11 protein-coding genes are annotated in these 19,062 nt (G+C 61.2%); 2 read left to right on the top strand and 9 right to left on the bottom strand.

The features are described from left to right. Positions 1 to 22: 22 nt before the first annotated feature. The 6 genes from RBB29_RS06265 to RBB29_RS06240 form a co-directional block, all read right to left on the bottom strand. The gene (locus tag RBB29_RS06265) at positions 23 to 1,228 is read right to left on the bottom strand and encodes an aromatic ring-hydroxylating dioxygenase subunit alpha (RefSeq protein WP_306113702.1); all 1,206 of its coding nucleotides are present in this window, start codon (positions 1,226 to 1,228) and stop codon (positions 23 to 25) included. Further along, complete coding sequence (locus RBB29_RS06260) at positions 1,225 to 3,294, bottom strand: NAD(P)-binding protein (RefSeq protein WP_306113701.1); 2,070 nt, start codon at positions 3,292 to 3,294, stop codon at positions 1,225 to 1,227. Before RBB29_RS06260 ends, RBB29_RS06265 begins: the two co-directional genes overlap by 4 nt. Positions 3,295 to 3,361: 67 nt before the next feature. Continuing rightward, the gene (locus tag RBB29_RS06255) at positions 3,362 to 4,420 is read right to left on the bottom strand and encodes a PotD/PotF family extracellular solute-binding protein (RefSeq protein ID WP_306113700.1); all 1,059 of its coding nucleotides are present in this window, start codon (positions 4,418 to 4,420) and stop codon (positions 3,362 to 3,364) included. A gap of 10 nt (positions 4,421 to 4,430) precedes the next feature. After that, positions 4,431 to 5,540: an ABC transporter ATP-binding protein gene (locus tag RBB29_RS06250; protein ID WP_306113699.1), complete on the bottom strand. Its 1,110-nt coding sequence runs from the start codon at positions 5,538 to 5,540 to the stop codon at positions 4,431 to 4,433. A 10-nt stretch (positions 5,541 to 5,550) separates the two neighbouring features. Continuing rightward, positions 5,551 to 6,336, bottom strand: a complete 786-nt coding sequence (locus RBB29_RS06245; RefSeq protein ID WP_306113698.1) for an ABC transporter permease — start codon at positions 6,334 to 6,336, stop codon at positions 5,551 to 5,553. Further along, on the bottom strand, positions 6,333 to 7,184 hold the full coding sequence (locus RBB29_RS06240) for an ABC transporter permease (RefSeq protein ID WP_306113697.1): 852 nt from the start codon (positions 7,182 to 7,184) through the stop codon (positions 6,333 to 6,335). The genes RBB29_RS06245 and RBB29_RS06240 overlap by 4 nt, the downstream gene beginning before the upstream one ends. A gap of 143 nt (positions 7,185 to 7,327) precedes the next feature. On the opposite strand from RBB29_RS06240, the gene RBB29_RS06235 reads away from it, so the two are divergent. Then, positions 7,328 to 7,999, top strand: coding sequence for a TetR family transcriptional regulator C-terminal domain-containing protein (locus tag RBB29_RS06235; protein ID WP_306113696.1), 672 nt, complete (start codon positions 7,328 to 7,330; stop codon positions 7,997 to 7,999). Between the two features lie 386 nt (positions 8,000 to 8,385). Next, positions 8,386 to 12,003: a hypothetical protein gene (locus RBB29_RS06230; RefSeq protein ID WP_306113695.1), complete on the top strand. Its 3,618-nt coding sequence runs from the start codon at positions 8,386 to 8,388 to the stop codon at positions 12,001 to 12,003. A 189-nt stretch (positions 12,004 to 12,192) separates the two neighbouring features. On the opposite strand, the gene RBB29_RS06225 is transcribed toward RBB29_RS06230, so the two are convergent. From RBB29_RS06225 to RBB29_RS06215, 3 genes are all read right to left on the bottom strand, one after another. Further along, positions 12,193 to 14,178, bottom strand: coding sequence for a S9 family peptidase (locus RBB29_RS06225; RefSeq protein ID WP_306113694.1), 1,986 nt, complete (start codon positions 14,176 to 14,178; stop codon positions 12,193 to 12,195). Positions 14,179 to 14,367: 189 nt separating this feature from the next. After that, complete coding sequence (locus RBB29_RS06220) at positions 14,368 to 17,433, bottom strand: AAA family ATPase (RefSeq protein WP_306113693.1); 3,066 nt, start codon at positions 17,431 to 17,433, stop codon at positions 14,368 to 14,370. After that, a complete protein-coding gene (locus tag RBB29_RS06215; protein ID WP_306113692.1) occupies positions 17,423 to 19,003 on the bottom strand; it encodes an FAD-dependent oxidoreductase in 1,581 nt (526 codons plus the stop codon). Before RBB29_RS06215 ends, RBB29_RS06220 begins: the two co-directional genes overlap by 11 nt. Between the last annotated feature and the right edge of the window lie 59 nt (positions 19,004 to 19,062).

Here is a 19,062-nt window from a genome sequence, read left to right as displayed (position 1 = left end):
TGGCCCGGCATGGGTGGCCGGATCAGGGAACGCCATTCATTTTCTTGTAGAATTCATAGAAGTCGTTGATCGCCCATTCCATCTCGGCCAGGGGGCCGGGCTGAAAGAAGTTCGAATTCACGCCGGCCTGGTTATGGCGGATGATCCGTTCGTCATCCTGCGAGGTCACATGCCAGAGCCAGGTCAGTTCGTCCGCGGTATAATCGCGGCCCTCCTCGGCGTCCTTCCGGACCATCCAAACCACCTGAATATCCGTCTCCTGCACATCGCGCGGCACAAAGCGGTAGCCCACCAGGTGATCGGAGTAGACCAGGAAATAGTTGAGGATGCCGAGGCTCACATCTGTGGCCCCCCCGTCAAAATCCTGTAACGACCCGAGGAGGGGGGCCATCGGCACGCCGCTTCGGCTTCCGGTCTGGTAGCCATCGAAAAGCGGGTAGCGCCGGTAGTAGACATCTGCCCCCGGCGCGATGGCGTCGGCGCCGGACATATTGAGTTCCGTGGTGGGCAGGCCCGCGGCCACGCTGCGCTCCTGCATGGCGGGCAGGAGGGCGGCCATCTGCTGCGGTGATTTCAACGTGTGGGAGCGCGCATATTCCTGGTGGGCCGGAGCGCAGTGATAGCATTCGAGGTAGTTTTCAACCGCCAGTTTCCAGTTGGCCGGAACCGGGTAATGCGCCTCGTGCACCACCTTCAGGTCTTCAAACCCGAACGGCGCGGTAAGCGGTGCCAGCGCGTCCAATGCGTCCGCCAGGGGCGGGGCCTCGTCGCTTGGGCAGACCAGGATCATCCCCTGGAAAAGGATCACCTGCGCCGGCAACAAACCCCATTTCGCCGGATCGAAATCCGGCCCCATCTCGCGACCCGCGCGCAACTCGCCGGTCAGCTCATAAGTCCAGGCGTGATAGGGGCAGACGAATACCCGTGCCTTGCCCGCACCCTCGGTGCAGACGCGCGAGCCGCGATGACGGCAGACGTTGAGATGCGCGCGGACGGCCCCCTCGCGATCGCGCACGATGATAAGCGATTCAGGGCCATAGTCGAAAAGGAAGTAATCCCCCGGTTCGGGGATCTGGCTTTCATGACCGACCCAGATCCAGTTCCGGTTCCAGACCCGCGCGATGTCCTGATCGAACATCGCGCGAGAGGTGTAGAATTCCCGCGGCAGGGCATAGCCAGCCTTGTGCCTGGCCATGAGGATATTCAGATCTTCGGGCTGCGATGTCATGACGATGCTCCTTCGCTAAGAGACATGATTTCCCGGCGGAACCATTCTTGTTCCACGTCCGCTTTTGGGCGTTCGAAGTTGCGCGCCGCCATGTGGCCGGCATAAACCGCATCGGCAATGAGCGCGGGACCCGCCGCATCACCGATCAGCTCCAGCGTCGTCAGGCCACGGCCTTGAAGCGCATCATAGAGCGCGGTTTCGCGCAGGCGCTCGGTCACCAGAACCGCTGCGTCGCAGGCAATCTCCCGTCTACGCCCAGTATAACCACAGGCGATCTGAATCGCGTCGGGCTCAAGGCTCGCCAGCGTGTGGTTGCAGATGATGTCCACGCCAAGCTCCAGAAGCCGTGCCTGCACGCGGTGCTGCTCCAAGGTGAGGCTGGTGAAACCCGACACAAGGCTTTCTGGTGTGACAAAGGCAACCTTGTGCCCGTCCGCCGCCAGCTTTTCGGCCAACACACCGGCGAGGTAGGCGTGATCGTCATCGTAGACCGCGACGGGGCCGTCCGGCGGTAATGTCCCGGCCATGATGTCATCAGGGGTCAGGATGACCGCATCGGCAGCGATCACCGGGGGGGTGCGCATCGTGTTTCGCCCGATGCCGTCTCGGCGCCAGTGCGCGCCCGTTGCGACGAAAACATTCGGGATGCCGAGTTCCATCACCTGCTCTGCACTGAGGGGGCTTTCGGTGAAAATCTGGACATTGGCCCTTTGGCGCAGCTCGTTCAGGCGGTAATCGGCGACCCGCATCCACGCGCCCAAACCTGGCAAGGCGCTCTCGCGCAGGACGCGGCCTCCGGGTGCATCCGACGCCTCCGCCAGGGTCACCTGATAGCCGCGCCGCGCCAGTTGCAGCGCGCATTCAAGCCCCGCGGGACCTGCGCCCACAACTAGTGCTTCGTTTTCGTCCCGCCTCGGCGCGATCTTTTCCGGATGCCAGCCGCGCCGCCATTCCTCCCCCATGGTGGGGTTCTGGGTGCAGCGGATCGGCGCGCCCACGCTGTCGGCCATGACGCAGATGTTGCACCCGATACATTCGCGGATCTCGTCGATGCGGCCCTCTTCGATCTTTTTCGGAAGGAACGGATCGGCAATCGAAGGCCGCGCCGCGCCGATCAGGTCGACAACCCCTTTGCGGATCATCGACACCATCATGTCGGGTGAGGTCAGGCGGCCCACCCCGACAACCGGCTTGCCGGTCACGGATTTGACAAAGGCGATATGGTCGTTCTGATACCCGTCCTGCGGTTGGAACCGGGTGGTCATGGAATCGTTGGCCCAGTTCGACACGTTGACGTCCCAGAGGTCCGGCAGATCGGCCAGCATTTCGACCACGGCACGGCCTTCCTCGGCGGCCTGCATGCCGCTCGTGCCCATGACCTCATCAACGGCAAAACGGAAGGCCACGGCGCAGGTGTCGCCCACCGCCTCGCGCGTGTCTTCCAGCAGTTCGCGGGTCAGGCGCACGCGATTTTCCAGGCTGCCGCCATATTCGTCGGAACGGGTGTTCAGGTGGGGCAGCATGAAATGCTGCGGGATCGTCATTTCATGCCCGGCATAAACGTAGATGATGTCAAACCCGGCGTCCCGTGCCCGCAGGGCTGCATCCCGGTGCCAGCGGCGGAAGTCGCGGATGTCGGATTTGTCCATGGCGCGGGCCTGTTTCGGATAGGCCGCGTCGAGCGACATGTCGGACGGCGCCAGCACGGGCGCGCGGGTCATCAGGTTCTGCGCATGATGCCCGTTATGGGCCAGTTCGATCGCCGCCAGTGACCCCTTTTCATGCACCGCCTCGGTCATCAGGCGCAGCGCGGGAATGTCCCGCGCATCCCAGAGCCGGTTTTCGGCATAGGGAGAGAGATCGGAGGTCGGATGAATTTCCGTCTCCTGATTGCAAACGACGGCCCAGCCCCCTTCGGCCTTCATCGCGCGCATCGCCGCTTCGGCCTGCGGGCGAATGTGGCCCATGCCGTTGCAATGCGGTACCTGGAAGAAGCGGTTGCGCGCGGTGACCGGCCCGATGCGAACCGGCTCGAAAAGCACAGAATAGGGTGTCGCCTCGGACATGAGCGCGCCTTTTCGTTGATGGGTGACCCCGGGGGGCGATCTACCCCCCGGGGGAGATTGTCAGAGATCAAAAACCGGCTTTGATCCGCTCGAATTCCTTGAGCATCTTGGCCTCAAGCGCGGGATCGACCGCGTCGAAGAACAGGCTGCCTTCAAAGAATGCCTTGGGGTCATCGAACCCGTATTGCGCAATCAGATCCTGATCCGAGATTTCGTAGGCTTCGGCATTGGCGTGGGGATAGCCCCAGTTTTCGATGATGTATTGACCGCTCGCCGCATCCGAGAGGGCGTTGAGGTGGTCATAGATCTGATCGACCGGCGTGGTCGAGGATTTCAGGTGCACATAGCCGCAGACCCAGGTGGCAATGCCCTTGTCCACGTCGCGCATCATCTTGGCCGGGGTTTCGTTCCAGATGAGGTTCAGCTCGGACTGGTTCCAGGCCCAGCCCATTTCAAGCTCGCCACTGGCCATGGCCTGATCCATCTGACCGGCATCGGACCAGTAGAAGCGGATGTTGGGATGGACCGAGCGCAGGTAATCGGAAGCGGCCTGGAACTGCTCGTCGTTGAGCTTGGTGTAATCCGCTGCGTTGCCCGTTGCCAGTGAGGCCAGCGCATAGGCGCTCGACGCGGCATCGGGGATCGCGATCTTGCCCTGATAGGCGGGATCGGCCAGGAGTTGCAGCGAAATCTGATCGTCCGCGATCTTGTCCGTGCGGTAAATCAGCCCCGTGTTGCCCCATTCAAACGGCATCATGTAGACCTTGCCGTCGATCACGATGCCGTCGACATCCTTGATCTCGGCCAGCATCGCGTCCCAGTTCTTGAGCTTCGACGGATCAAGCGGCTGGATCAGGTCGGCGGCGACCCATTTGCGCACCGCGTCCGAACAGGGATGGGCCAGATCGGCCTCGAACCCCGATTGCAGCTTGGTGAACGCCTCTTCCTGGCTGCCGAAGAACGTGTAGGTCGGCGCCGCACCGTATTTCTCCATATAGGCGCCGAAGAAACCCTGATCCTCGTAACCGGACCAGTCGAACACCTTGAGCGCCGCCCCATCCGCCAGGGCCACCCCGGCGGTCAGTATTGTCGAGAGCGCCGCGGCCCCCATCGTTGTCGTTTTCATCGTTCTCTCCCTATTGTGGTTTTGATTGATTTTGGCCCAGGTCAATGACCGAGGCGCTTTGCACACCAAGCCAGACCGCGTCGCCGGGGCGATGGTCGACCGTGTGAAAGTAGTTGGGAACCGAGGCGGCAATCGGGCGTTCAACGCCGTCGACCTGCACATGGTAGTGGACGTTCTCACCGTAGAAGGCGACATCGCGGATCTTGCCTTGCACGGTGCCGTCATAACCTTCCGGCTCCTCCGCAGCGATCTCCAACTGTTCGGGTCGGATACCGATTTCGATCTCGCGGCCGGTTTGTTCGACATTGGGGTTCTTCTCGATCTCCATCGTGCCGAAACACGGTGTCGAAATGGTCAGGCCTTTGTCTTTGTCGCCATTCACCTGCGCGGGCAGGAAATTCATCTCGCCGATGAAACTGGCGATCTCCTTGTTGCAGGGTTTGGCATAAAGCGTGGGCGGCTCATCCACCTGCACCAGGCGACCGTCAAACATGACGCCGATCCGGTCGGACATGGTCATCGCCTCATACTGATCGTGGGTCACCATCACGAAGGTGATCCCCAGTTCCTGCTGCAAATGGCGCATCTCGAACTGCATCTGTTCGCGCAGCTTCTTGTCAAGCGCAGAGAGCGGCTCGTCGAGCAAGAGCACCTTGGGCCGCATCACCAACGCCCGTGCGAGTGCCACGCGCTGCCGCTGCCCGCCCGATAGCTCGGTTGCGCCGCGCGCCTGCAAGCCACCGAGTTCAACCATTTCCAGCGCCTCGGTCACGCGGGCCTCGATTTCCGATTTCGAAATGCCCCGGTTGCGCAAACCGTAAGCCACGTTGTTGCCGACATTGAGGTGCGGGAAGATGGCATAACTTTGGAAGACCATGTTGGTCGGGCGGGCGTTGGCGGGGATGCCGTCCATGTCCTGCCCGTCGATGATGACGCGGCCAGCGGTCGGTTCCTGAAAGCCTGCGATCATCCTCAGCGCGGTGGTCTTGCCGCAGCCGGAGGGGCCCAGCAGGGAAAAGAACTCGCCTTCGCGCAGGTTGAGGTCGAGGTTCGACACCGCCACGAATTTGCCGAAGCGTTTTTCGATCCCCTGAAGCTCGATGATGTTTTTCGCGGTCATGGGCGGCGCCTCATATCGTCGATTTGGTGGAGCGGCGGCGGAAGTATTCCGCCAGGACCAGAAGGGCCACCGATGCCAGCAGCAGGAGTGAGCCGAGCGCCAGCGTGTTGGGCAGTTTGGCGGGGAAACGGATCTGGCTCCAGATGTAGACGGGCAGGGTGGGTTGGTTGCCCGACAGGAAGAAGGCCAGCACGAATTCGTCGAAACTGACCGTGAAGGTCACGAGCAGGCTTGCCACGATGCCCGGTGCCACGATGGGCAAGGTCACCCGCCGGAAGGTCTCGAACACGCTGGAGCCGAGATCGAACGCCGCCTCTTCCAGCGAGGGGTCGAAATCGTCAAAGGCCGATTTCATGATCGACACCGAAAAGGGCAGGGCAAGGAAGGTGTGGCCCAGCGTGACCGCCGTCAGCGACGGTTTGATCCCGATGGAGATGAAGAGGACCAGCATCGACGAGGCCACGATGATGCCGGGGATGACCAGCGGTAGCATCACAAGCCCTTCGGAGGCCTTCTTGCCGCGGAACCGGTAGCGGACATAGGCGCGCGCCGCGAAAAGCCCCATGGATGTGGCCAGAAGCGCGGTCACGACGCCGACGATCATGCTGTTCATCAGGGCCTGTATCAACGTCTCTTCACCGCCGAGCTGTCGGTACCAGTCGAGCGTCCAACCCTTGATCGGGAAGGCGACGATGGTCCCTGAATTGAACGAAAAAAGCGGCAGGAAAAGCACCGGCAGGTAGAGAAAGACAAGATAGAGAAAGGCATAGATTGCGAGGCCGGAGGGTCGGGTCATCGGATGCGCCTCCCCAATCCAGTGGCCGAGAGCACGAAGAGGATGGCCACGAAGCCAACGGACATCATCGCCAGAAGCGACAGCGTCGCGCCCAGGGGCCAGTTATTGGCGGCGCCGAATTGCACCTGGATCAGGTTGGCGATCATCTTGCCGTCAGATCCGCCCACCAGCGAGGGCGTGACATAATCGCCGACCGTCGGGATGAAGATGATGAGGCAGGCCGCGATGATGCCGGGGATGGTGAGCGGTAGCGTCACCCGCAGGAAGCGTTGCACCGGGCCGTTGCCAAGGTCGGTTGCCGCCTCAAGCAGGCTCGGGTCGATCTTCTGGATCGAAACGTAAATCGGCAGGATCGCAAACGGTGCCCAGGCATGGGCCAGCGTCAAAACCACGGCGAACTCGTTATAGAGCAGAAAGGTCAGCGGCTCCTCGATCAGCCCAAGGCCCAGGAGGGCCGAATTGAGCACGCCGTTGAACCCGAGGATCAGCTTCCAGGCAAAGACCCGCAGCAGGTAGCTCGACCAGAAGGGTATCGTGATGAGCAGGAGCCACAGTGTCTTCCGTTCGGCCCGGAGCGCGATGAAATAGGCGATGGGATAGGCGAGGGCGACCGTGGCGACGGTCACCGCCGCGGCGATCAGGATCGACCGGATCATCAGATGGCGCACCAGCGGATCGGTAAACGCCTCGCGGTAATTGGCAAGTGTCGCCGTGCGGTCCACCGAAACATAGGTCTGCGTCCAGAGCGAATACGCCACCAGTATCGCCAGGGGGGCGGCAACAAGGAATCCGACATAGAGCGTCGCGGGCGCGCTCAACGTCATTCCCTTGGCTGTTTCGCTTTTCATATGGCCACACCCAATTCTAGCATCCCGCTGGCAGATTGACCGCTAATGGACGATCGTCCATTAAGTATTGCCTAGCCGGGGTGCATGTGTCAATCTTTCCGTGCAAGGGGCCGTTTTCATGTCCCGGAAAAGAGGCCATTCGCTTGACCCCCGCCGACGCAAACCCAGAGGCTGATACCCCCCGTAAACCTTCCCGACGGGACCCCGAAAGCAGCAGGCGCGCGCTGATCACCGCGACGCTCGACACGATTGCCGAGATTGGCATCACCGATACAACCGTCAGCAAGATCATCCAGCGTGCCGGGTTGTCCCGTGGTATGATCCACCTTCATTTTGGTGGGAAAAATCAACTTCTTGCGGCAGCAGCCCAGTCCTTTGGTGAGGAGTATTATCACGAGTTGGACCGGCTGGTGTCGCAGGCGGGCGATGACCCTGAGGCGATCATCATGGCGGTGGTGCAGGCCGATTTGAGCGAGGCGGTGATGAACGTGCGCTCGACCCGGATCTGGCACGCCTTTCGCGGGGCGGCCAACAGCAATACCGGCATCGCGCTTTACAGCAGTACGCGCGACAAACGGCTGCGCGCGACGCTGCATGGGGCCTTCAAGACAATTGCGCGGGATTACGGAGAGCAAGGTGATTCCACGCTGGCCCAAGACGCGACTTTCGGTCTTCTGGTTCTGCTGGAGGGGATGTGGGTCGATTACCTCACAAACGCCGATGTGTTTTCACGCGAGGTTGCGATCTCGATCATCCGGCGCTTCATCAAGGGGCTATTCCCAGATCATTTCACGACCGGAATGCCGGCGCGCTGAGTGATCGCATATAGCATGGCCGGGCTGCGTTTTGGGCCGGTCGTGATGTGTTCTTGCGGATATAGGATGCACCATTTGGCATTGGCTTACCTCCCCGAACGAATGGCTTCTAGCCTCATTCTGACCGGTTATCACAACCCAAAAGAGAGGGTTATTGGGCGAGTAACTCCCGTGAAAGTTGCGAAATTGGGAGAATCGTGTTAATTTTCGCCTTTATTTCTAGGATTTATTTGGAGTGGGATAAAATGGCAAAGGCGTATTTTGGCGTCATACTGGCCGTGGTGTTGATGCCCTTTGACCCGATTTCGGGGTCGGATGACATAGCCGCAGGGCCGTGTAACCCCGAGGTTCAGGACTGTCCCTGACGGGGCACCTGACGCACATTCATGAGTGACTGGATCTACGTCGGAGCGATCCTTTTCGGTGCGTTTTCCCTGCTGATCGAAGCGGACCGGAATTACCGGACCACGCTCGGCAACAGCCCGTTTCCCTATCACGCCATCCTCGAGAACGTCGAGCTTGAGAACCTCTGTACCCCGCGGGAGTGGATGTCGGGTTTTCTCTTCTATTCGCTGCTCTACCTGCTGGCCTATGCCATCATACTGAGTTCCACCGAACTGTTCCTGCTGGTCCGCAACGCCAACCTTGCAGAGCTTGAGGTCGGCGCCCATACCGATTTCGTCGGACCGCTTGCGGACCCGATGGAACTGGCCGATTCCACCTTTGGCAAGCCGATCTTTGTCTCGGCTTTCCTGATCGCGTTCCTGTCCGTGGGTGCGATGAAGCCTGTGGAGACCTATATGCGGGCGCTGGCCCATCGCCTCGCCGGGGTGCCGCGGGGTGTCTACAAGGTGCTCGAACGGCTGCAGACGGTTGAATACCTCAGACTGAACGCCAAATATCCCAGCCCGCTTCTGCAGAAGTTCGACCGGCTGACCAAACCTGCGGCTTTCAAGAAGGTGTCCGACCAGTATAACGAAGATATTCAGGCCCAGCTCAGCACCATCGACTGCCTCTCGCCATCGGTCACTGCGGGCTTCAGCCGTCTGCATTTTCCCCTGACGCATTTCGATGCCTTCAAGGATGTCCCCGAACAACTGGCCCGCGAGATCGAGGATGTCGAGGAGTTGATCGACAATATCCAGCCCAACGAGGCCGCCCTCAAGGCGCTGCATGAAAAGGCGGTTCTGGCATCAAACAGCGCCAAGGCCGTTTTCGCCGTGTTCTACGTGCGCAACAATCACGCGATCAAGAATACCGATCCGAGGTCGACGATTGCCAAGATCGAGAAGCTGATCGCGCGCGGCTATCGGACCGAGCTCAACTCCTTTGCCATGTCGATGTTTATCGGGGTACTGGTATCGCTTGCGGTTGCCTTTTCGACCTATCACTGGCGGAGCGCCTATACGGTCGATGACCGGCCGTCGCTTGCGGAGGCGCAAATCGCCAGCGCCTGGGAAGACACGGCGCCTGAACGTAAGATGACGCTCGGCAAAGGCGCCCGGGTTTCCATCACCCTGTCCGAAGGCACCGAAGCCGACGTTACCCTGCCCAAGGGAGACGACGCCGTTCAGACGCTGCCTGATAAGGAATCCAAGGTCACGCCCCTGCCGGAAGCGACCCCAGCCAAGATCGAGTTTCCGACGGATGGGACGGAGATCATTAAGCTGCCCGCGATGAGCCAGGTGACGATCCGGCAACTTCCTGAACTTGACCGTACGCCACGTGCGGGCCTTCCGGTGGTCGAAGTGGGCGGCATGCCCGAAGTTGTGCTGCCGGTCGGCACCGTTGCAGTCACCATGCTCAGCGAGGATCTCGACGTTGACGCGAAAGTGCCCGAAGAGGCGAAAGCCAATATCAATCTCGAAGACGGGGCACCCGCGACGGTCAACGTCGGCAAAGGCGCGCCGGCAGTGGTCACGCTAAGGGCGGGTGACGAGATCACCATTACCTTTGTCGATGAAACCCCGGCCCAGGCCAAACCCGACGAACCGTCAACGGCCGCAGCCGCCGCGCCCGGCGTGATTCTACCGATACCGACGTGGACGACCTGCATGTTCAGCCTCACCGCGATGGCCGAGGACAAACCTCGCACCGGCGGCGACGCGGCCACCGATGTGTTCCCGGCATGTGCGGCCGCCGAAGCCGAGGGCAAGTCGGATTGGCTGACCGGTCAATATGCGCGGATCGCTTCCTGGTCATTCTGGGACATCTTGCAGCGGGCGCTCATGGTCTTCGCCACCATCGTCGCCACCATCTTCTTTCGCGAAGTTCGGGTGGATCAGAACTCGTGGAAACCCTGGTCGTTCAAGCGCATCCCATTCCTGCGCCTGCTGTCGATGAGCGTTTCCCCGGCGCTGATCGGTGTTTTCGCCCTGTCATCGGCCTTCGTGATCCAGCTGATTTGGGAATCGAGCTTCAGTGTCACCCAAAGACAGGTGACCGATCTCTTCCAACACAACTGGGTCTATTTCGCCTGGCATCTGCTGCCCTGCATGCTGCTCAGCATCACGGCGCTGATCCTGATGGACAAGCATGATGACTGGCCGGTGGAAATCTCACTTCTTGTCGCGGGGATCTGTGCCATGTGCCTGATCGGGCTGTCCTGGGTCATCTACACGGTGACAAGCTCGGCGGTTGGCGATGTGCGCCTGGTGCTGCCATGGTTGCCGGGCGAGTGGACGATTGCCCGGGGGGCCTTGCGGGACACGATCATCACCGCGACGCTGCCCGCGCTCTTCATCGTTCTCTTCGCGGCCTTTCTCGAACTGACCGAGGATAGCCGCGGTTCCAACTGGCTGATTGCGCGCGCCGTTGGTGCGCCGCTTCTGCATGTTCGGGATATTGTCGGTCCCAAGGTGTTCAAATCCCTGCTTTATCTCCTGGTAATCGCGATCCTCGCGGCACTGGTCTGGATCTTTACGGCGGTGACGTCGGATGCTCAAACCGCCAATCTCCCGGCAGCAGAAAGCAATGTCACTCCTGACACGGATCCCGAAAGCAAAAGCCCGCATGACACCACCGATACGGCAGACATCCTGCTGCGCATCGGCGTGCGCAGCGACGCGCGGCCCTTTTCGTACCGGTCCCAAGGCAATTTCGACGTGCTCACCGCCGCAACGCCCGGGCCGCTTGCGAATGGGAAGTACACCGGCTTTATCGTCAAGATCTGCGATGCGGTGCTGACGGATCTGCTGGCTAACCCTCGCGACCCGGGAACCGAGGTTACTGAAAACGGGACGGAGGGCGACGAGACGATCAGGCTGGAGCGTGAGAATATCAAGATCGTCGATGTCGATCGCCTGATTGCGCGTGACAAGGACAAGAGCCGGTTCGACTATTTCGGGACCGAGTTCGACATCCTTTGCGATCCCAGCACCATCACAAACGAGCGCCGCAGCGGGCTGATCCTGTCGCCGCCTCTATTCCTCAGCGGTATCAGTTTCATTGACCTGCATTCCTTGCCGAAGCCACGGCCCGAAGGCTGCCCCAAGAGGCCCCTGATCGGTCTGGTCGGCAACACAACCGCCGCAAATAGCGGCATCCGGGCGATCCTTGAGGCCAATGAACTGCCGCGGTATCGCAAGTTGCTGATCGACTGGCTGGATGACGGGGAGAACCAGTGCGCCCAGGGGCAGGAAGGGTATAAGGCGGTTCGCATCCTCACCTCCCACACCGCCGCGGCCAAGGCCTTCTGCAATCGGGAATTTCACTATTACCTTGGGGATCAGGAGATCATCATTCACAGCGCAAGGCAGATCCCGGGATGCGAATTCGACCAGGCCGCGCGGACCTTCACCACGGACCGTTACGCCATCTTTGGCAAGATTGACTATTCCGACGCCGATCGCGCCCTGTGGGTGACCCGGTTCTTCGAAGTCCTCAGTCAGAAAGTCCCGTTCAGCCCCTCGATCCTCGACACCGCTTTCGCGGATACCTTTGTCGGGACCAAGAAATCCCGCGCGCTTGAGTTGTTTTTCTGGAGTGTTCGGGGGCCGATGTAGGGTGACGTGACGCACCACGCCTGCAACCGCAGGTCCGCCAAAGGCAGCGCAAGAGCGCCCGAGACCGCATGGGTTTCGGCGCAATCGGCAGGAGCTACGCTGCTTCAGTCCACCTTAAAGGTGATATCGTAACAATTTGATATTGTTATAATTTATTTCCGCAAGCCAGTTCCAATCCTCCATGTCGCTTTAAGGCGCGCCTGCGATGAGGTCCAGAACCCCCTGACGGATCTTTGTCCAGACTTCGGGGCCACGGATACTGTGACCCTGATCGGGCACGATCATCAGGCGGTGGGCTTTGTCTTGCGCGGCCAGGAGCGCGGCAAAGGCCCTTGCCTGCTCGGCTGAGACCCGGGTGTCCCGTTCGCCATGGAAAAGGAAAATCGGGGCATCAATCATCCCGACATGCTGGCTTGGCGAGAGAAATCGCAGCAGATCGCCCTGGTTCGCGGTGCCAAACTCCTTGTCGAACCAGCCATGAATGTTGGTCGCGCCATTCCTGTCCGGATCAACAACGGCAGGCAGGTCGTAGAAACCGCCGCCCGCGATCGCGAAACCCAGGTCGAGCCGCTCCGGCCCGGGATAGCTCAGCGTGCGCACCGCGGCCCAACCACCATGGCTATACCCGGTCGTACCGATCTGCCGGGGATCGGGGATGTCGAACCGCTCGATCAGATACCGCGCAATCGCCAGCGTGTCGCGGACGGGCGCATCGGCCTTTTCACGGTCATTGCTGTTGGCAAAGGCGGTGCCATAACGCCAATCGCCGCGTACTGCCGGGCTGACCGTGGTGATGCCCAGGGCGCACCATAGGTGATGATAGGTCGAGAATTCGTTTTCGCCGCCGTAATAGGCCGTGATAACGAATTTCTGATCGGGGAGTGGAGGCGGCACTCGAGGGCGGTAAATGAACGCATCCAGAGTGACGATACCTGGTGATGCGTCGCTTTGGTCCTCATGGGTGATCTGAACACGCTCAACCTCGCACTGGCTCAGTTGTTCGTTGATCTCGGTGAGGCCGTCGATGGCGTCGCGCGCGGTGAATGTGCCATCCGGTGACACGGTAAGCATCTCGAACGCGGCATAGATTTCCGGGGAAAACCTGCCGATGAAAACGGTGCCGTCATGGTCGTCCGCAAGCCAGGCATCTTCGGGGATTGAGGTCTCGGACAGAACATCGACAGTCTCCGGGCCGACCATCAGTACCTCGAGCTTGGTCTCAAACGATGTCTCGGTCGATACCAGGATCGGCGGTGTGTCACCTTCGCCGGCGAGGGCATAGTCCGAAATGGCCTGATCGAATATCCTGAGCAGGACGGTTTCGCCGGTGTCGAAATCATGTCTGTAAAGCTCGCGATCGGCGGAAAAGAGCGCCTGCGTTTCCCCACCCCAATTGCGCCAGACCCCGACCCAGGATTTACCATGGCCCTCGAAAAGGCGGGTTATGGACCCGTCGGTAAGGTCATAGGCATAGAGTTCCTGCTTGTTGCGGTCGCCGTCCTTCAATGCGGGGAAGACAACCCGCTTGCGATCGGCCCTGAGGCTGCTCCACCAGTTGATCCGGGCCGGCATCGCGGGGTCATCGTCGCAGATCAACTGACGGGTCCGGGTGCTTCCGCCCTCGTCAATTGACAGCTCCTCCAGGCAGCCCTTGGCGGCGTCCGATGCGCCATATCGTGCGGTGTAGTAGACTTTGCGATGGTCCTTTGATTGTGTGAAATCATAGACATAGTCCACATCCGTCAATTTCACCGCCGTGTCCGCGCCATCGGCAAAGAGCCAAAGGTTCATCCGCTCGGCCTTGTCATCATCGGCCTCAGCGATCAGGCCGTTGAGGCGGGTATTGTAGGCGCGGCGCCAGAAGTTGATGCGGTTCAGGTCGATATCCGTGACCTTTGTGGCGGCGTCACTATCCAGCGTGATCGCCGCCGCAGGGTCCCAATCGGTTACGAACAGGCGCTTGCCTTCGCCTTCGACATGGCGGCTGAAATACAGTTTTCGGTGTTCGAGTGACGCCCGTTCGATCCGGTAGGGAAAGGCATAGTAATAGGGGGCGCTATCCACGCTGCGCCCCTCGAAGGTCAGGATCAGCGCCTCATTTTCCGTGGCTTGCGCGTAGGCGGTGACCATTGGCGCACAAAGCAGCGTCAGGCCAGCGGCAAGCCGTTTCATCATCACTTCGCATCGTGGTTTGCGAGCGTAAAGCATGACAAGAACTTCCCCAAAAAGACGACCGGCATCCGCCACGCTAGTCGATTCTGGCTGCCTGCGAAACATTACTGCTAAAAAGCGTCCGTCGTAGGTCGGGCAGGGGGTCACCCGATCTTTCAAGGAATGCGTCTTGCACCTAAGCAAAAGTGTCAGTCAGCCGTTGGCAAACTCCCTGGCCCGGGCGATTTCCCTGTCGGACCAGAGCGTGGGTTCCGACCGAGTGTAGCGTTCAAGCGCCGCGGCCTGATCGCTGGCCAGCGTTCGATCATTTGCCTCGATGGCCGCGTCGATGGCCAGGCGGCGGAATTGGTAGTGGTTGTGCCCGACCGCCCCGGTTTCAAGCAGGGTTTCCGCCTGCTCATGCAACGCCCGCTGACGCTCGCCCGGTCCCAGGCTTAGCGCCAGCGACCCCAGAAGCCAGGGTCCGATAAACCGTTCGACCCCTGCTTCGTACATATCGCTAACCGCGGCCTCCAAGGTCCGGAGCGCCGTCGCGCGCTCATCCATGAGAAGTTGGGCATGGCCCAGGGCTTCGGACAGGAACGGCTTGAAACGGACGGCACCGGCGCCCCCCGCGACGGTGAGACCGATTTCGGCCTGCTCGATTGCCTCCGCGGGGTTGCCGGTCCAGGCATGCACCCATGAGGCCGTCAGACGCGAGACGACTTCGGCGCGGGCGTTGCCGATGGTCCGCGCCAGTTCGGCCGATTGCAGCGCGTCGCTGAGCGCACCCTCCCAGTCGAGCGCATAGATCCGGACGGTGCCGCGCATGAAGAGGTTCTGCGCCTTGATCCGCGCGAGCCCATGTTCCTCGCAGAGACGCAGGCAATCATCAAAAACCGTGCGGGAAGAACTCATCCGGCCCTGTGCATAAAGCGCATCGCCGCGACCGGAAAGGGCATCGGCGATCCGCTCGGGGTTACCCACCCGCTCGGCCAGGCGCAGCGCCTCGTCATGCGCGAGCAGCGAGGCCTGGAAATCCCCCGTCGGGAATAGAAGCGAGCCGCGCAGATAGGCCAGGTGTGACAGTTCGAGATCATGGTCGCCGCCTTGCGCTATCTCCTCGGCCGCGGCGATGCGCGCACTTGCCTCTTCGACCCGGTCCACAAGCCGCAGCGCCGTGATCTCGCCAATCGTCGCGGAGAGCCAGAATTTGCAGAGCCCGGTGGCGGCCTCGGCAGCGCGCCGGTAGGCGTCGATGGCCGCATTGGGACGGTTCAGCCGAAAAAGCGCGTCGGCCTCGGTCAGCAGCAACTTGCAACGGAGATCTTGTGCCTGCGCATGCGGCTGCCCGGCGGCGGCCAGGCGGACCGCCTCGCCATGTTGCCGGTCATTTGCCGCCGCAGATGCCGCGCGCAGGTAGGCGTCCGCGGTTTCCGGCGCGTCGATTTGGGCCAGATGATCGGCCTGCAACGCAAGGTTTCTGCTCGCGTACCAATCGGCGGCGGCGTGGTGGAAGAGCTTGCGCTCTTCGCGCAGGACGGTTTCGTAAACGCAATCGCGGATCAGGGCGTGATGAAAGGTAAGCCCCGCCTCGGTCTCCTGCAGGATGCGCCGTTCGATCAGGGAATGTGGGCTATAGCTGCGATCCTCCAGGATATGCCGGATCGCATCGATTTCGATCTGCTGGCCTAGGACGGCGGCGGCACGGGTGGCGCGCCTGTCAGCCATGTCCAGAAGGTCGATGCGCGCCTGGATGATCGTATGGATGGAATGCGGCAGGCCCGATGTCGTGTCCTCCTGCCCGTGGCGCAGAAGTTGCTCCAGATAGAGGGGGTGGCCGCTTGACCGCCGGACGGCGTTTTCGATGTCGAAGCCGTCGCCTGCGAGCGATGAGGCGAAAAGTCGACAATCCTTTTCGTCCAGAGGGCCGAGGGTGCGGGTCGATATGCGGGTGGGCGCGATCTGAGCAAGCCAATCGTCCCCAAGCCGGTTCCCTTCAATCCGCGTGGTCGCAATCACGATCAGCGGCAGATCTGCGGCAAGCCGGCTGCAATCGGCCAGAAGCGCCAGCATATCCTCATCTGCCCAATGGGCATCCTCGAAGGCCAGGAGCAATGGTGACAGTTGAGCCGCCGCGCCGAGAAGGGCCGCAAAAGCCTCCTGTCGGTTGCGCGCCTGGATCTCCGGTGTCGCCGCGTCAATGATCGCCATCTCGGACGGGCTGACGGGCAGGCCCGCCATGGCCGAGAGCCACAGCCTGTGCTTGTCGGCAATTTCCGCTCCGGCAAGCAGGCGTCGGACAAGCCGCGCGCGGACGGCCTGCGTCTGCGCCACGCCAAAATCCAGGATATGCGACGTATGGGTGACAAAACCCGCCTCTTTGGCAGAGGCGATCCAGCGGGCGAGCAGAGTGGATTTGCCGATGCCGGCCTCCCCCTGCAGAATCACGAGCTGTCCTTTGCCCTCGGCCTGCGCGGCGGTCAGAACCTCAGTCAGGTACGCGATCTCCGGCTTGCGCCCGATGAAATCCTGCGGCGTATCTCGCGCCAAACCCAGAAGGCGGTGGCAAATGACCGGCTCGTCGAAGCCTTTGAGGACATGTTCGGACTTGTCCGCGATCCGGATGGCGCTGCCGCAGGCCTGCGTGACATGGGTGGACAACAGCGTCTCGCCCGCCCGGGCCACTGATGAGAGCCGCGCCGCGAGGTTGACCGATGAGCCCACCACGGAAATATCCTCGCCCGGCTGCGACCGGACGATAACCTGCCCATAGGCGACGCCGACACGAACCTGCAGGTCAGTGCCATGTTTGCGGCCCAGTTCAGCCACCAGCCCGTGGACTCGGTGGGCGAATTTGACCGCCCGGATGGCCTCGTCCCCCCGCGCAAGCGGTGCTCCGAAGATGGCCATGACCGCATCGCCCAGGTGCCGCTCAACCGTGCCGCCGCTTTGACGGACGGTGTCGTCAACCAGGTGTAGGAAGGCCTGGATCAGGCCATAGGCATCCTCGGCATCCAGGGCCTGGGTCATCTGGGTGAACCCAACGAGATCGGCGAAGAGGACCACCACGTCGCGACGCTCGACCACGGCGTCGTTGCCGGGTTGATCGGCGAAGGCGGCCAACAGCCGGCGGCGATGCCCGAGCGAGGATACCCCCATCTCCTTGAGGTCGGCGTCGGTCAGGTCCGCGGCCAGCGCCAGGTCAATGTGGTTCTCCAGAAATCGCTCGGCATACTGGCTAAGGCCAAGATCAAGAAGAACCTTTTCAACACTCATATCTGCTGGTCATGATTGCCGCGACGACGCGCTCGGCCTGTTCAAAACACTCCTCGTGCAGGCCAGCCCCATTGGTCCAGCACCCTGCGAAATAGATCCGGGGATCAGGCTTGCCCTGATGCAAAGGCAGCTTGGCTTGCACCTCCAACAGGTCATCGGTCATCACCGTATGCCTGAACCAAGCCACCGCCTTGCCTGCGTCACTATGGTCTTCGGTCAATTCGGGGCCATAGCCCGGTTGTGCCGCGACCCGGCGCGCCTTTTCTTCGGGGGTGACGTCCAGCACGTATTTGTCGGGGATCGGCACCTGCGGGTTGAGCGACACGAAATAGACCGGCAGGCCGTATTCGTCATATTCCTCGCTTTCACGGTCGTTGCGATGACGGTTTTGCACATATGTCATCTGATACGGGATGAGCCCCGCCCCGTCGCGGATCATGACGTTATAGGTGCGCCAGCTATCGACATTGGCGGGCAGCAGGGCTGCGTAAGTATGCGCGACTGATCGGCTGACCGAATGTTCGATTTTCGACAGAAGGTCGGCCATTTCGGGGTTGAGGAGCCCATCCTTGCCCGGGGGTAAAGCGGCCAGTTGATGGTCCGCATGGGTGGCCATCACCACCCGGCCGAACCGTTCGGGCGCCGAGAGGGCGTGCATCCCGTCGGAGGCATCCATCACATGCACGCCACCGTCGCCGTCGCCTTGCACCTTGGCCTTGAAGTTGCGGACGATCCTGACGCCTTCGCCCTCAAGCCATTCGGCAAGCGCGTTGATCCAATCCTGCGAGCCGCGCCGGAAATACCGCCGATCCGATTGGGCATCGGTGCCGTACCCCTCCTGCAGGCGGTAGTAGCTCATCACCCCGCGGAAGGGCGCGGTGTCCGGCCCCTGATCCGGGGCGAAATACATCGCGGCAATCCGGGGCATCAGAAAGAGGCGCGCAACCTGGTCCAGCAACTCGGGCGAGAAAGGATGATACCGGTCCCCCACCTGTTTGATGCGATGGGTGCGGAAATACTCGACGTATTCACGTGCACCCAGGTACCAAAAATCCTTCTTGTCGGGCTGTTCGTGGTCAGGATTGAAATCCTCTTCGGCCGCGATGCGCATGAATTCGGCCTCGGCCTCCCGCAGCTCCTTATGGTCGTTGTTTTGCAGCGAAAACCGCAGGTCAACGACACCGCCGGTGTCGATCAACTCCTGATCCTTCGTCCAGATTTCCTGCCCGTCGCCGGTGAAGAAACACACGGTATCTTCGAGTTTCCGCAGGTTCTTTTCGTCCCGGCCAAGTTCGAAATATCCGATATCCGCCATGGCGTGCCGCAGCCGGTCATAGACGGTGATGTTGACGTCGTTTACGCCCAGATCGGCCTTGCGTACGAAAGGAACCTCGCAATCGCCGCGAAAATCCGAGCCGAGATAGACATTCGCGGTGTCGGCATTGCCGCCAAGAGTGGGTCGGGCCTCGAAAACCGTGATCTCGCCATTGAAATCGGCGTTCTTGACGAGGGTGTAGGCGACGGAGAGCCCGGAAATCCCGCCACCGATAATTGCAACTTTCTTGTCCATAAAATCTTCTCCCAATATCAAGGGAAGGCCCTGGTGCGCAGGGCCTTCCCTCGGTCCTT

Source organism: Roseovarius sp. MMSF_3359, from assembly GCF_030733385.1.
In the GTDB taxonomy this organism is placed as follows: domain Bacteria; phylum Pseudomonadota; class Alphaproteobacteria; order Rhodobacterales; family Rhodobacteraceae; genus Roseovarius.
Note: the sequence above shows the minus strand (reverse complement) of the source record. Positions and strands in the feature narration are given on the sequence as shown.